The 13,519-nt window shown below is 73.0% G+C and carries 11 protein-coding genes; 4 read left to right on the top strand and 7 right to left on the bottom strand.

Annotated elements, in window-relative coordinates; all coding sequences use genetic code 11:
* Nucleotides 1–59 precede the first annotated feature (59 nt).
* The 3 genes from E6R62_RS27130 to E6R62_RS27120 all read right to left on the bottom strand — a co-directional run bounded on the left by E6R62_RS27130 (nucleotide 60) and on the right by E6R62_RS27120 (nucleotide 3,990).
* The gene (locus E6R62_RS27130) at nucleotides 60–881 is read right to left on the bottom strand and encodes a YceI family protein (RefSeq protein ID WP_136216109.1); all 822 of its coding nucleotides are present in this window, start codon (nucleotides 879–881) and stop codon (nucleotides 60–62) included.
* Between the two features lie 96 nt (nucleotides 882–977).
* A complete protein-coding gene (locus E6R62_RS27125; protein WP_136216108.1) occupies nucleotides 978–3,491 on the bottom strand; it encodes an MFS transporter in 2,514 nt (837 codons plus the stop codon).
* Nucleotides 3,492–3,507: 16 nt separating this feature from the next.
* Complete coding sequence (locus tag E6R62_RS27120; RefSeq protein ID WP_136216107.1) at nucleotides 3,508–3,990, bottom strand: MarR family winged helix-turn-helix transcriptional regulator; 483 nt, start codon at nucleotides 3,988–3,990, stop codon at nucleotides 3,508–3,510.
* A gap of 433 nt (nucleotides 3,991–4,423) precedes the next feature.
* Here E6R62_RS27120 and E6R62_RS27115 point away from each other — a divergent pair, with 433 nt between their 5' ends.
* Nucleotides 4,424–4,627 (top strand): hypothetical protein, encoded by a 204-nt coding sequence (locus E6R62_RS27115; protein WP_136216106.1) that lies wholly within the window; start codon nucleotides 4,424–4,426, stop codon nucleotides 4,625–4,627.
* Between the two features lie 2 nt (nucleotides 4,628–4,629).
* On the opposite strand, the gene E6R62_RS27110 is transcribed toward E6R62_RS27115, so the two are convergent.
* Both E6R62_RS27110 and E6R62_RS27105 read right to left on the bottom strand, forming a co-directional pair.
* Nucleotides 4,630–4,986, bottom strand: coding sequence for a hypothetical protein (locus E6R62_RS27110; protein ID WP_136216105.1), 357 nt, complete (start codon nucleotides 4,984–4,986; stop codon nucleotides 4,630–4,632).
* A 173-nt stretch (nucleotides 4,987–5,159) separates the two neighbouring features.
* A complete protein-coding gene (locus tag E6R62_RS27105) occupies nucleotides 5,160–9,119 on the bottom strand; it encodes a PD40 domain-containing protein (protein WP_136216104.1) in 3,960 nt (1,319 codons plus the stop codon).
* Nucleotides 9,120–9,476: 357 nt separating this feature from the next.
* On the opposite strand from E6R62_RS27105, the gene E6R62_RS27100 reads away from it, so the two are divergent.
* Nucleotides 9,477–10,094, top strand: coding sequence for a sortase (locus E6R62_RS27100; protein ID WP_306432474.1), 618 nt, complete (start codon nucleotides 9,477–9,479; stop codon nucleotides 10,092–10,094).
* Between the two features lie 84 nt (nucleotides 10,095–10,178).
* On the opposite strand, the gene map is transcribed toward E6R62_RS27100, so the two are convergent.
* Nucleotides 10,179–10,946 (bottom strand): type I methionyl aminopeptidase, encoded by a 768-nt coding sequence (gene map / locus E6R62_RS27095; protein WP_136216102.1) that lies wholly within the window; start codon nucleotides 10,944–10,946, stop codon nucleotides 10,179–10,181.
* A 61-nt stretch (nucleotides 10,947–11,007) separates the two neighbouring features.
* Between map and E6R62_RS27090 the strand changes: the two genes are divergently transcribed.
* Nucleotides 11,008–11,283, top strand: coding sequence for a helix-turn-helix domain-containing protein (locus tag E6R62_RS27090; RefSeq protein WP_136216101.1), 276 nt, complete (start codon nucleotides 11,008–11,010; stop codon nucleotides 11,281–11,283).
* A 169-nt stretch (nucleotides 11,284–11,452) separates the two neighbouring features.
* A complete protein-coding gene (locus E6R62_RS27085; protein WP_136216100.1) occupies nucleotides 11,453–11,860 on the top strand; it encodes a VOC family protein in 408 nt (135 codons plus the stop codon).
* Between the two features lie 231 nt (nucleotides 11,861–12,091).
* On the opposite strand, the gene E6R62_RS27080 is transcribed toward E6R62_RS27085, so the two are convergent.
* The gene (locus tag E6R62_RS27080; protein ID WP_240801932.1) at nucleotides 12,092–13,420 is read right to left on the bottom strand and encodes a ricin-type beta-trefoil lectin domain protein; all 1,329 of its coding nucleotides are present in this window, start codon (nucleotides 13,418–13,420) and stop codon (nucleotides 12,092–12,094) included.
* Between the last annotated feature and the right edge of the window lie 99 nt (nucleotides 13,421–13,519).

Here is a 13,519-nt window from a genome sequence, read left to right as displayed (position 1 = left end):
CCCGGCCCCCGCCTGCCGATGGCGCCGCGGCGTCGCGCACCGGGGACCCCGGCCTCTGGTCAGGCCCGCGGCAGTGACTCACCCCGCACGGCCTGGATGTCCAGCTCCACCTTCAGCGTCGCGCCGATGGCGGCGATCCCCGCCTGGACGACCTGGTTGTAGTTCATCGCGAAGTCCTCGCGGTGGAGTTCGGCGGTGGCACGGAACGCGGCGCGCGTGCCGCCCCAGGGGTCGGCGCCGGTGCCCGAGTAGGCCAGGGCCAGGTCGACGGGGCGTACGACGCCGCGCAGGGTGAGGTCGCCGTGGACCGTCCAGCGGTCGGGGCCGGCCGGGGTCAGCCCCGTCGAGCGGTACGTGATCTCCGGGTACGCCTCCACGTCCAGGAAGTCCGGCGACTTGAGGTGCCCGTCCCGCATGCCGTTGCCCGTGTCGATGGAGGCGGCCTTGATCACCGCCTCCACCCGGGACGCGGTCACGTCCCGCGGGTCGATCACGATCCGACCGGCGAAGTCGGTGAAGCGGCCGTGCACGCTGGAGATGCCCAGGTGCTGGGCGACGGCCGCCACCGACGAGTGCGCCGGGTCGATGGTCCACGGTCCCGGCGGCGGCAGTTCGGAGCCCCCCTGCCGGGCGAGGACCACACTGCCGATCTCGGCGCGCCCGCTCGCCGTCACGATCGTGCTCGACGCGGTGGGCGCGTATCCGACCGCCGTGACTATGACCGTGTAAGCGCCCGGCGCCAGCGCGGTGGTGTCGCGCACGGCGCCTTCGGCGTCGGCTTCCGCGCGTACGACCTGTGTGCCCGTCATGTCCGTCACCGTGACGACCGCGTGCGACACGGCCCATCCGTCCCGCGTGCGGACACGTGCGGTGAGTCCCATCCCGTTTTCTCCCTGAAGCATGTCGAGTCAGCCGAAAAAGAGAACCGGTCCGTGGGGCGCGCCTTCTCGGGACGCGCCCCACGGACCGGCGCCCGTCTACTCGCCGGGGTGGGCGAGCTCGATGTCGTGGTCGTCGACGCCGCGACCGCTCACGGTCAGCGCCGTCGCCACCGGCGGGTACCCCGTCGCGATGACGGTGTAGTCGCCGCTGTCCAGGTCGGTGAAGGCGTACGCGCCGTCCGCGCCGGTCCGCGCGGTGGCGATCACGTTGCCGGCGGCGTCGACCAGCGTGACCCGCGCGTCGCCGAGGGGTCCGCCCGGCGCCCGGACGACACCCTGCACCTGGGCGCCCGAGCTCAGCTCGATCTCGACCCGGGTGACGCCCGCCCCGCCTACCTCGACGTGCAGGGCCTTCGGGCGGCGCCCGGGGGCGTTCACGGCGATGGTCACGGAGCCGGGCACCAGCTCGGCGAAGCCGAACGCGCCCTGTCCGTCCGTGCCTCCGGCGGCCAGCACGTCCCCGCGCACATCGGTCACGATGACCACGGCGCCCTCGACCGGGGTCCCGGTCTCGGCGGTCCGTACGACGCCGCTCAGACCGCTCGTCCCGCTCAGCAGGATGTCGTAGGCGACGGGCTCGCCGTTGACGACGATCGTCGAGGCCCGCGGCTGGAACCCGTCGGCGGCCGCGATCAGCACGTACGAGCCGCTGCCCGGCGCGCTGACGGCGTACGCGCCGTCGGCCTGTGCGACCGACCGGCCGAGCTGGCGTCCCGCGAGCGAGATCAGGGTCACCGCGGCCTGCGGCACGGGGGCGTTCTCGGCCCCGCGCACGTGGCCCCGTACCGGGACGCCGTCGGGCAGGGACCCCGCCCCCGCGTCGGTCGTCGCGGCCACGGGCGACGCGGCGTCCGCGAGAGTCGGGCCCTCGGCCTGGGTGTCCGCTTCCGCCTCGGCACGGGGAGCCGGGACCTCCCGGGAGACCTGGGTCTCCCGCGCGGCCTGCGCGGCCTGGGACGCCTGCGCCATTCCGCCCGACGTCCGCAGCGGGACCTCCTTGATGAACAGCGTCACGAGGAAGGCGATCAGCGCGAGCGGCGCGGCGATCAGGAACACGTCCGCGATGCCGTGGCCGTACGCGCTCTCCATCACGGTGCGCAGGGGGCCGGGCAGGCTGTTCATGTCCGGGATGCTGCTGCCGGAGCTCTGCTGCCCCGCGGCGGCCGCGTACTTCGGGTCGAGGGTGGCGAGCCCTTCCTTGGCGTAGTGGGTGATCCGGTTGGCCATGATCGCGCCGAGCGCGGAGACACCGATCGCACCGCCGAGGGAGCGGAAGAACGTCACCGTGGAACTGGCGGAGCCGAGGTCGGACGGCGCCACCTGGTTCTGCGTGCAGAGCACCAGGTTCTGCATCATCATGCCGATGCCGAGGCCCAGCAGCGCCATGAAGATCGCGATGTGCCAGTACGTCGTGTCGTAGCGGATCGTGCCGAGCAGGCCGAGGCCCGCCGTCACCAGTACGCCACCGCACAGCAGCCACGCCTTCCACCGGCCGGTCTTGGTGATGACCTGCCCGGAGACGGTGGAGGAGACGAACAGTCCGGCGATCATCGGGATCGTCATCACGCCCGACATGGTCGGGGACTTGTCACGCGCGAGCTGGAAGTACTGGCTGAAGAAGACGGTGCCGGTGAACATGGCGACACCGACGAACAGGGAAGCGATCGACGACAGGGCGATGGTCCGGTTGCGGAACAGCCGCAGCGGGATGATCGGCTCGCGGGCCTTCGACTCGACGAGGACGAACAGCGCGCCGAGCACCAGCGAGCCTCCGACCATCGCATACGTCTGCCACGACAGCCAGTCGTACTTGTCGCCGGCGAAGGTGACCCACAGCAGGAGCAGGGAGACGGCGGCGGAGATGAAGAACGCGCCGCTCCAGTCGACCTTGACCTCGCGCTTGACGACGGGGAGGTGGAGGGTCTTCTGGAGGACGATCAGGGCGATGATCGCGAAGGGGACGCCGACGTAGAAGCACCAGCGCCAACCCAGCCAGTCGGTGTCGGTGATGACACCGCCGAGCAGCGGGCCGCCGACGGTGGCGACTGCAAAGGTGGCCCCCAGGTAGCCGCTGTAACGGCCACGCTCGCGCGGGGAGATCATCGCCGCCATCACGATCTGGGCGAGGGCGGACAGGCCGCCGACGCCGATGCCCTGCACCACGCGGCAGGCGATCAGCATGCCCGCGTTCTGGGACATGCCGGCGACGGCCGATCCCAGCACGTAGATGACCAGCGCTATCTGGACCAGTGCCTTCTTGCTGTACAGGTCGGAGAGCTTGCCCCACAGGGGGGTGGCGGCCGTCATGGACAGCAGGGCGGCCGTGACGACCCAGGTGTAGGCGGACTGGCCGCCGCCGAGGTCGCCGATGATGTGGGGGAGGGCGTTGGAGACGATCGTGGAGGACAGGATCGCCACGAACATGCCGAGCAGCAGTCCGGAGAGAGCCTCCATGATCTGCCGGTGCGTCATCGGGGCGTGCTCGTGGACGCCGCCGCCTCCGTGCTTGGCGTGAGAGGCCCGCACACCGGCTGGTGTGGTCGTTGCCATGGGCTTCCTAACGTTCTTATGCGGGTGTACGGGTGGTCGGTTCGTTCGCGTGCGGGAGCCGCCCGGTCGAGCGGCAGTCGCCGAAGCTCGTGCGCAGCCGGGTCATGAGCCGGATCAGGCCGCCGACCTCGTCGTCGGACCAGTCGCTCAGCCGTTCGGCGAGAAGCTGCGACGTGCGCCGGGAGAGCTCGTCGAGCCGCTCCTGCCCGGCCGGGGTGAGGCGCAAAATGCGTGAGCGCCGGTCGCCCGGGTCCGGGGACCGTTCGATCCAGCCGCGGTCCGCGACGTGCGTGACGTGGCGACTGGTGACCGACGTGTCGACGGAGAGCAGCTCGGAGAGCCTGCTCATCCGCATGTCGCCGTGCCGGTCGAGCAGGGTCAGGACGGCGGCGGAACCGGCGGGACAGTCGTGCGGCAGTATCCGCGCCATGTCCCTCTTGACCGCGCCGATGGCGCTGAGCTCGCGAGCCAGTTCCTCGTACTGCGTGCGCTCCGCCATCACGCCTCCCGTTTCGTTGCTCTAGGCAACCGTAGAAGTAGTTGGTTGCTCCACGCAAACTGAAGGCGGTCCCCGCGTCCTAAAACCTTCGCAAAGGCAAGCACCGGGGACTGTAAACCCGCAGATGAGGGCCTGCGTGGAACCGGTCCCACGGCTGGAAGACATGCCCGAGGGGCGAAGCCCCGTGCGAACGTGCCACCGGGCGGGCGGCGCGGGACGCGCGGAAAGCCCGCCGCGGGTCACCCCGCGGCGGGCTCGCGCTGGGCCGGGGAGGTCACCCCGGTCACGCATGAGAGTGGTTCGGTCGCCGGCCCCTTGTTCCGTCGGCCGTGGCGTGGCACCGTCACAACCCTTGATCGACGGAAACGAGCGAGGGAAGCGATCGACGGATACGCGTCCACGCGCGTGACCCACGAGCACGAGAGGCCGCCCGATGCCCGACGACTTGGCCGCGGACACCATCCGGAAACTGGAAGAGACCTTGGCGTCCCGCTCCCTGCCGGAACACACCAAGGAACTGCTGGGTGTGTCCCTGAGCCAGGCCCGGACGGCGAAGGCCGCGGGTCACGACCAAGAGGCGATCACCATCGCCGCCCAAGCCCTGCACACGGCGGAGAACCCCTCGACGGAGCAGTAGCGTCAGCAGTGTCCGACGCTGGTCTGGCCGGCCACCAGTGACGAGTGGACGTAGCCGGTCCCCACGGGGCCGGAGACGCGGAACCAGCGGTTGGAGGCGTAGTTGGAGCTCGGCGGGTACACCCACTGGCTGTCCAGCCAGCACAGCATCGTGACGCCCGTGCCGTTGGACAGGTAACCGAGCGAACCGCACCCGGTGTCGGCGCAGGTGCGCTCGTTCGCCCCGCCGCTGTTCGAGGAGATGTAGCTGCCGGCCGCGTCGGCGCCGCCGGCGCCGGCGAGCAGAGCGGTCAGCGCCACGGCTGCCGCGGCGGCGGCCAGTCCGGCCCGGGACCGCGGGGTGGTGGTCGTCATGCGCATCGTCGTTCTCCTTCGGAAGACTCACGGTGGTGGTGCGGCGCCCCGGCGGACCCGGCGGCGCTCCACCAGAGAGCCATCCCGGCGGCGGCCGGGGGAAGGACGAAACCGCAGGTCGACCATGCCCGTACGGCGCTCCGTACAACTCCGTACACCCCGGGCCCGGCGTGACCGGCTCACCGGCACGGCGGCGCGTACGGCAGACCGGGAACGAGCTTGGCCCACTCCTGGGCGGTGACGGCCGTCCCGGCCCGCGCGCACACGTGCCGGGCGATCTCCTCCTCGTCCCGTGTCCACAGCAGGGCCACCGGGCCCGCGCCGCCCGCCGCGAGGGAGCGCCCGTCCGGGCTGTACGCGACCGCGTACGCCTTGCCGCCCAGTCCGCTCAACACGGCGCCGACCCGAGGACGCCCGGGGTCGGCGGCGCCGGCGGGGTGGGCGGTGTCCCACAACCACACCGTGCCATCCGTACCGGCCGCGGCGAGCGTCTTGCCCTCCGGGCCGAACGAGAGGGCGTACACGTAGCCGCTCGGCCCCGTCAGCGTCGGCCCGGCGGCACGGGGCTTGTCCCCGCTCACGTCCCACAACCACACGTCCCGGTCCGCCGTGCCGGCGGCCAGGGTCCGGCTGTCGGGGCTGAACGCGACGGACATGACGTAGCTGCCGGGCCCGCGCAGGGTGGACTCCGCCACCGGTCGGCCGCCGGCCGGCGGCAGTCGCCACAGCAGCACCTGCTTGTCGACCGTGCCGGCGGCGAGCCGCCGTCCGTCCGGGCTGAAGGCCACCGAGTTGACGTAGTTCGTCGGCTCCGACAACTCGGCGGAGAGCCGGGGTCGCGCCGGGTCCGCCGTGTCCCACACGCGCACGGTCCGCCCCTCGCTGCCCACGGCGAGCATCCGGCCGGTCCGGTCGAAGGCCGCGGACTGAATGGTTCCGGCGCCGCCCGTCAGCGGTTCGCCGTAGGTCACGGCGCGGTCCGGGCGGGAGACGTCCCAGAGCCACAGCCTGCCCTCCCGGCCACCGACGGCGAGGGTGCGGCCGTCCGGGGTGAAGGAGACCGTCGCCGAGTATCCCGTGGGATTCGTCAGGGGCGGCCCGACGGGGCGCGGGGTCCAGGGATCGGAGACGTCCCACAGCTGTACGTCGCGCCCCGCGACGGCGAGCAGCTTCCCGCCCGGCGCGAACCCGATCGCGTTGACCGTGCCCTGGAAGCCGCGCAACGGGCGGGGAGGAAGATGCCACAGGCGTACGGTCCCGTCGGCGGCGCCCGTCACCAGTTGCCGGCCGCCGGGGTGGAACGCGAGCGAGGTGACAGGTCCCGGGTGGGGGAACACCGCGGCGAGGGCGCGTGTCCGCGCGTCGTACAGGCGCACCTGGTTGTCCGCGCTGCCCGTCGCCAGCCACTGCCCGTCAGGGCTGTAGGAGACGGCGTTGACGTAACTGGCCGGCCCGTCGGGGGCGGCCGGAGCCCCACCGATCACCGCGGGGGCCGCCGGGTCGGAGCCCGGTGCGGGTACGGTCCACTCCCGCGTGGACCGGTCCTGGCTCCCGGCGACCAGTCGGGCGCCGTCGGCGCTGAAGGACAGCGCGAACACCGGGCCGGCCGCCCCGGTCAGCGGCTGCCCATAGGGGAGCGGCCGGCCCGGATCGGCGAGGTCCCACAGGCGTACGGAGCCGTCCGCGCCCCCCGCGGCGAGCAGCGCCGGGCCGGGGCCCGGCCGGAACGCGACGGCGTGCACCGCCCCGGTGAATCCGGTGAGCCGCTGGACGCCGGTGGTCGCGGTGGTCGTGGTGGTGGCGGTGGAGCCGTCGGCCTCGGCGGCGGTGGACGCCGGCCCCGAGCCTCCTCCCGCGCCGGGAGCCGCCGAGTCCGGCCACACTTGGACGCCGCCGTCGGCGCCCGCGGCGGCCAGCGCCTTGCCGTCCGGGGCGAACGCGACCCCGTACACGGCGGAGTCCGATGTCTTGAACACCCGTGCCGGGTTCGCCGCCGGGGTCGGGCCCGCCGGCTCCCACACCCGTACGGTGCCGTCCCCGGACCCGGCCGCGAGCCGCCGGCCGTCCGGGCTGAAGGCCAGCGCGTACACGGTGTCCGCGAACGCGACCGGCGCCGTACCCAGCGGCTTCGGACGCTCCGGATCACGCAGGTCCCACAGCGCGACCTGGTGGTCCAGGCCCCCCGCGGCGAGGGTCTGCCCGTCCGGGCTGAGGGCCACCGCCTGCACGACACCCCGGAACGCGAGCAGCCGGGTCACGGCCGGCAACGCGGAGGCGTCCATCAAAGCCGCCCGTGCCTCGGCCGTGGGCGCCGTACGGTACGCCACCAGGGCGAGTTGCGCGGCGAGGGCGAGGTCGCTGCCCCGCAGCCGTTCGGCGCGCGCCGCCACCAGCCGGGACAGGGCGACGGCCTGCTGTCTCTCCGCGTCACGGCGCTGGACCACGGCGACGCCGGTGAGCGCGCCCGAAAGGACGATCAGCACCGACAGCAGCACCAGCAGCCGGCGCATCCGCCGAGCCCCGCGCCGCTCGCGTCGGACGCGAACCTCCTCCGCCTCGCGGCTCGCGTCGAGGAACCCGCTCTCCCGCGCGTCCAGTTCCGCGGCCCGTCCACTGTCGCGCGCCCAACCCGAAGCCACGGCCAGCCGGGTACCCCGGTAGAGCAGCGAGGGATCGCGGCCGTGCGCGAGCCAGCGGTCCGCGTCACGCGTCAGGTCCTGCCATACGATCTGCCCCGCCCGGTCGGTGTCGATCCAGCCGCGCAACCGCGGCCAGGCGCGGAGCAACGCCTCGTGGGTGATCCGCGCCCCGTCGCCGTCGAGCGTGACCAGGCGCCGGTCGACGAAGCGCTCCAGCACTGCGTACACCTGCCCGGCCCGATCGGGCCGACCGGTGGGCGGCGGCAGCGGCAGGAGTCTGCGCGTGTCGGGCACTCCGTCCCCGACGGCGACCATCCGCAGGAACAACTGCCGTGCCAGCGCGCACTCGGATTCGGTCAGCCCGGAGTACACCTCTTCCGCGGTCCCGGAGACGGCCGCCGCCATCCCGCCTCCCGCCCGGTAGTCGGCGATGGTCAAGGTGGCGCCGCGCCCGCGTTCCCAGGTCGACAGCAACGCGTGGGACAGCAGCGGCAGCGAGCCGGGGCCGGAGTCCCGCAGGTCGGCGAGGAGTAAGTCGACGAATCCTTCGTCCAGGACCAGACCGGCCTTCGCCGCGGGCCCGCCGACGACGGCGCGGATCTCGTCCTCGCCGAGCGCTCCCACGACCGTCTGGCCGTTCTGCAGGGCCGCCGCGAGGGGGAGTTCGGCGAGGGCCTGGCCGTAGAAGTCGGCGCGCAGGCATCCCACGACGCGGACGTCGGGGGAGGGGAGGGCGGCCAGGCACCGCAGGAACCGATCCCGCTCGCCCGGGTCGGCGCAGGTGGTGAACACCTCCTCCAGTTGGTCGACCGCCACCACGACGCGTACGGCCTCCCGCGCGGCCGACGCCTGTAACAGCGCGGCCAGTTCGAGCGGATCGCCCGCCGCGTCCGCCCACTTCGGCTCCTCCCGTGCCTTCCACTGCGCGGGCAGGGCGGAGGCCAGGGCGCCCATCGGGTCACGGCCGGGCACCAGCAGGAGCGGAGTGAAGCCGTGCTCGCCCCGGAGGACGGGCAGCACCCCGGCCCGTAGGAGGGAGGACTTGCCGGACCCGGAGGCGCCGACGAGCAGCCGGGGCACACCGGCGCCCTCGGAGAGGATCCGCTCCACGACGACCGCGCGCAGGTGATCGCGGCCGAAGAACCAGTCGGCGTGCCGCTCCTCGAAGCCCGCGAGCCCCCGATAGGGGGACGCGCCTCCCGCGACGCGCAGGACCCTTGAACGGCGAAGTTCCGCGAGCCGTTCCAACCAGCGTTCGATCTCTGCCGGATCGGTGACCCCGCAGACGTGCAGGACCCGCCGGAACAAGGGGAGGGAGCCGATCGACGGCAGGTTCTGACCGGCGAACCAGCCGCCGATGGTGCTGTGGGCGCCCGGTGCGTCGACGCGCGCGGCGACGGCGCGGACGGTGAGGTCGGCCTTCTCCCTCAGGCGAGTCAGTTCGGACGCGAACTCCTCGCGAGAGACGGGTGGTTGGGGCGTAGTCGGGACGGGGTCCATGGGGCCTCCGCGGTCCGGTCGGGACTGGGCTGGCGATGCGGTGGAACACCCTTCCTCCGCTCGGCCGCCCCCAGGGCCGGAACACCCCGATCCGGTCTCTTTCTACGCCGCCCCACCGGCTCTTTCCGGCCAGTCCCCACCGTCTCCGGGCCCTCATCCACCGCTCATTCACCCCTCGTCCACCCCGCCGCCGCTCACCTCCCCCACCCGGGCGCGCACACCCCGTCCCGCCGCACGCCGCGCCGTGCACCACGCGCTGTGCCACGCTGGAAGGGTCGACCGGCCGGCTTGCCCGAACGACCCCGGCAGACATTGGAAACCGCCATGTCCCCTCGTCCGTTCCATGTTTCGCGCGGCGTGCCATCGGCACTCGCGGGTGTGTCCCTCGCCGTCCTGCTGGCGGTACCCGGCGGACTCGCGGCCCGGCCGTCCGGCGTTGACGCGGCGCCTTCCGCGGCCGTCACCGACATCCGGGAAGCCACCTTGTCGATACCGGCCATCGGCCTCTCGGGGCTTCCGGTCGTGCCCTATCAGGGAAGCCCCGATGACGCGTCCGGTACCCGCATCCAGGACCAGGGGGTGGCCGCGAGCCCGTACGGCCCCGGCGGTGGAGTCGGCCCCGGTGACGTGGGCAACTACATCGTCACCGGCCACCGCAGCGTCGCGGGTGGTCCGCTGGGTGCCTTGCCGTCGCTGTCCGAGGGCGACTCCGTGTTCGTCACCGCGGGCGGCGTGAGGTACCGGTACGTCATCACGACCACTCGGACGACGTCCTTCCGGTCACCGTCCTCCATGGAGGAGCAACGCGCCGCGGTTCCAGGCTCCAGCGGGACGTCCCCGTCCGGCGCCATGATCACCGTGTCCACCTGCCTCACGCCCGAGGACGACGCGGCGGGCAACCACTGGCGGGACGCGCAGAACAACCCCGAGCACCGCGTTGACAAGATCGGCGTCCTGGCCGAGACCGGGTCCTGAACGGCGCCGCCGGTCGGGCGGCTGCCGGTCGGCCGCCGTCCTGCCGCCCCCGGCCCGCCCCCGCCCGGCCCCGGGATCGGGCGATCACGGCAGGGTGAGGACGCGAGGGCCGTCCTCAGTGAGGGCGACCGTGTGCTCGATGTGCGCGGCCCGGCTGCGGTCGACCGTGCGCAGCGTCCAACCGTCGGCGTCGGTGCGGTAGTCGTTGCGGCCCCCGGCCATCAGCATGGGTTCGATGGCGAGTGCCAGCCCGTGGCGCAGGCGGGGCCCGCGGCCGGGTCGCCCGTGGTTCGGGATGTGTGGCTCCTCGTGCATGCTGCGACCGATGCCGTGGCCGCCGAAGTCGACCGGCATGCCGCAGCGGGCCTCGCGCGCGACCGTGCCGATGGCGTGGGAGATGTCCCCGACGCGGTGACCGACGAGGGCCGCTGCGATGCCCGCGTCGAGCGCGCGCCGGGTGGCGGCGATGAGCTCCAGGTCGGCGGGGCGGGCGGTGCCGACGGTGAAGCTGACCGCGGCGTCGCCGGTCCAGCCGTCGAGCTCGGCTCCACAGTCGATGCTCACCAGGTCGCCGTCGCGCAACCGGTAGTCGTCGGGTACGCCGTGCACGATCGCGTCGTTGACCGAGGCGCAGATGACGGCGGGGAAGGGTACGGGGGCGAAGGAGGGCTGGTAACCCAGGAACGGCGAGCGCGCGCCGGCCGCGGTCAGGACGGTGCGCGCGGCTTCGTCGAGCTCCCGCAGTCGGACGCCCACGGCCGCCTGCGCCTGCACGGCGGCGAGCGCGTTGGCCACGACGCGTCCGGCTTCCCGCATCGCCTCCAGTGCCGTGTCGGTCTTGATCTCCATCATGTGTCGCCACTCCCGCGGTGCGATGCTACCCAATACTTATACCGGTATTAGTATCACGTCCATGGTGAGAGTTCCTTTGAGTCCGCAGGAGCGGCAACGCGGAGAGCGCTTCGGCGCCCTCCTCCGTCTGGCCCGTGGTGACCGGAGCATGGTGGACGTGGCGGCGGCGGCCGGGGTGTCCGCCGAAACGCTCCGCAAGATCGAGACCGGTCGGGCCCCGACCCCGGCCTTCTTCACCGTGGCGGCCCTGGCCCACGCGCTGGACCTGTCGCTGGACGCCCTGGTCGCGGCCTGTGCGCAGGACGCCGAGGACGGCGGGGAGGCCCTGTCGGCCTGACTGCCGCACGGGGTTCCTTCCGTCCGGCCGTCACATCCTCCCGTCGTGGTCCGTCAGGGGGGTGACGAAGCGGCGCGACGCCCGCCCCGGGGCGGCGAACTCGCCTCCCCGGCCAGGCCGGTTGCCCGCCCGTGCGACAGACCGACCAACGAACGGACAGGACCGGACGATGCTGACGAACATCATGTACGTGACGCTCAACGTCACCGACCAGGACCGCGCCCTGCGCTTCTACACGGAGCAGCTCGGCCTGGAGAAGCGAGTCGACTACACGGGCCCCGACGGGCGCTTCCTCACCGTGGGCGTCCCGGGCGGCCCCGTGGAGATCGTCCTTTGGTCGCAGGCCGCCGCCCCGGGGCGGGCCGACGCGCCGGCGGCGGGTACCGCGATGGGCCCCGTCTTCCTCGAATCGGACGATCTGCGTAAGGACTTCGAGACCTTCCGTGCCCGCGGCGTGGCCTTCGAGCAGGCCGAACCGGAGGACTACCCCTTCGGGGTCCGCATCGAGGCGGTGGACCCGGACGGCAATCGGATCGCGCTGCGCCAGCGTCCCCGGGCGAGCCGCGGCGACGGCTGACCGCCCCCGGATCGGCCCCGGGTCGCCCCTGCTCGGGCCGGGTCGGCCCCGGGTCGAGTCCCGGGGCCCGCCTGGGCGGTGCCACCGTCCCGCGCACGCGCCCCGGCCCCGGGGCCGCCCGTGCCCGGGAACACCGCGGCCCCGGCCGCCGCGCCGGGCGCGGCGGCCGGGGCTCGGGCCGCTCGGGGCGTCAACCGGCCGGCCGCCCCTCACGGGCGGCGGCGGTCGGGATCACTTCGGGGTGACCCAGACCTGACGCTTGTTCGTGTTCGCCGTGTAGAGCTGGACGGCGGTGCCGTTGGCGGTCGAGCCACCCGTCACGTCGAGGACCTTGCCCGACGCCACGTGGACGATCTGGCCCTTGCCGTTGACGGACCAGCGCTGCGCCGGGGTGCCGTTGCAGTCGTACAGACTGATCTTGTTGCCGTTGGTGCTCGCGTTGTGCGCGTCGTCCAGGCACTTGCCCAGCGCGCGCAGCGTCCCGTCCTTGCCCAGGATCCAGGACTGTGCCACGGAACCGTTGCAGGTGTAGAGCTGGATCTGAGTGCCGTTGGTCGCCTTGCCGCCCTTGACGTCCAGACACTTGGAGCCGATGCCGGTCACCTTGCCCTGCGGGGCCAAGTCCGCGCCCGCGCCGGAGGCGAGGAGCCGCAGCCCCTGTACGTCGAACTGCTGGACGTAGGTGCCGGCGCGCTTGTCCTGGTACGCGTACGTCGGCGAGCACATGACCGGGAACTCGCCGGAGTCGGTGCCCTTGACGCAGTCGCTCTTGTTCAGGCTGCGGTTGGCGTGCGTCAGACCCAGGGTGTGCCCGATCTCATGGCTGACGTGGTTGCGCATGTACGTCTCGCCCATCGCGGCGGTGGGCTTGCCGTCCGCGGTGAAGAACTCGTCGTCGATGTAGGCGTGTCCGCTGGTCACCGTCTCGGGCAGGGAGGAACTGGTGAAGCCGCAGCTGAGGTTGGCGGCGCCGGAGCCGTCGCGGACCACCTTCCAGCCCGTGCTGCCCATGCTGCCGCCCTCCTCCGGCGGGACGCACGGCCGGTGCGCGATCCCGATGACGACCTCGCCCCGGGGCCGGACGTAGTCCCAGCCGACGGGCCTCGTGTCCACGGTGACGGGCAGGTTGGTGATGCGGTGCAGGTCGGCGGCGGTGGCCCGGACGTACGGGGCCAGCCAGTCCGCTGACTTCTGGTCGTAGAACTTGATGGTGTAGCCGGTCTGCAGCCACTTGGTCGCCCCGCTCAGCTTCCACCCCTCGCCCTGGGGCGGTGCGGGCGCGGCCGCCGCGGCCGACCTCGGCGCGGACCGGGACACAGGTGCGCCGAGCGACATGACGCCGCCCTTGAAGGTCGTGCCGTCACCGCCGTGGACGCCGGAGTCCTCCAGGTGGGAGTCGACGTCCCGCACGGGCGGCGGCGTCGCCGACCCGACGACCTCCGAGGAGGCGTCCTCGGCGGTTTCCGTGCCGAAGGCGCTGGAGGTGAGCTGGAGACTGCCCGCGACCGCGGCGGTGGCCGCCGCCGCGGCGAGGATGGATATCCGGTGCTTGCCTGTCAATCGCAAGTGTTCGTTGCCTCTCGTCATGAACCACCGCCCGCGCCTCGGCGGCAGGGGCGGCGGGAATCGAACAGATGATAGGCCAACGAGTGGCGCCAC

The organism is Streptomyces sp. A1136 (genome assembly GCF_004795055.1).
Lineage (GTDB): Bacteria > Actinomycetota > Actinomycetes > Streptomycetales > Streptomycetaceae > Streptomyces.
The sequence above is the reverse complement of the archived record's forward strand: the minus strand, read 5'-3'. Positions and strand labels throughout refer to the sequence as shown.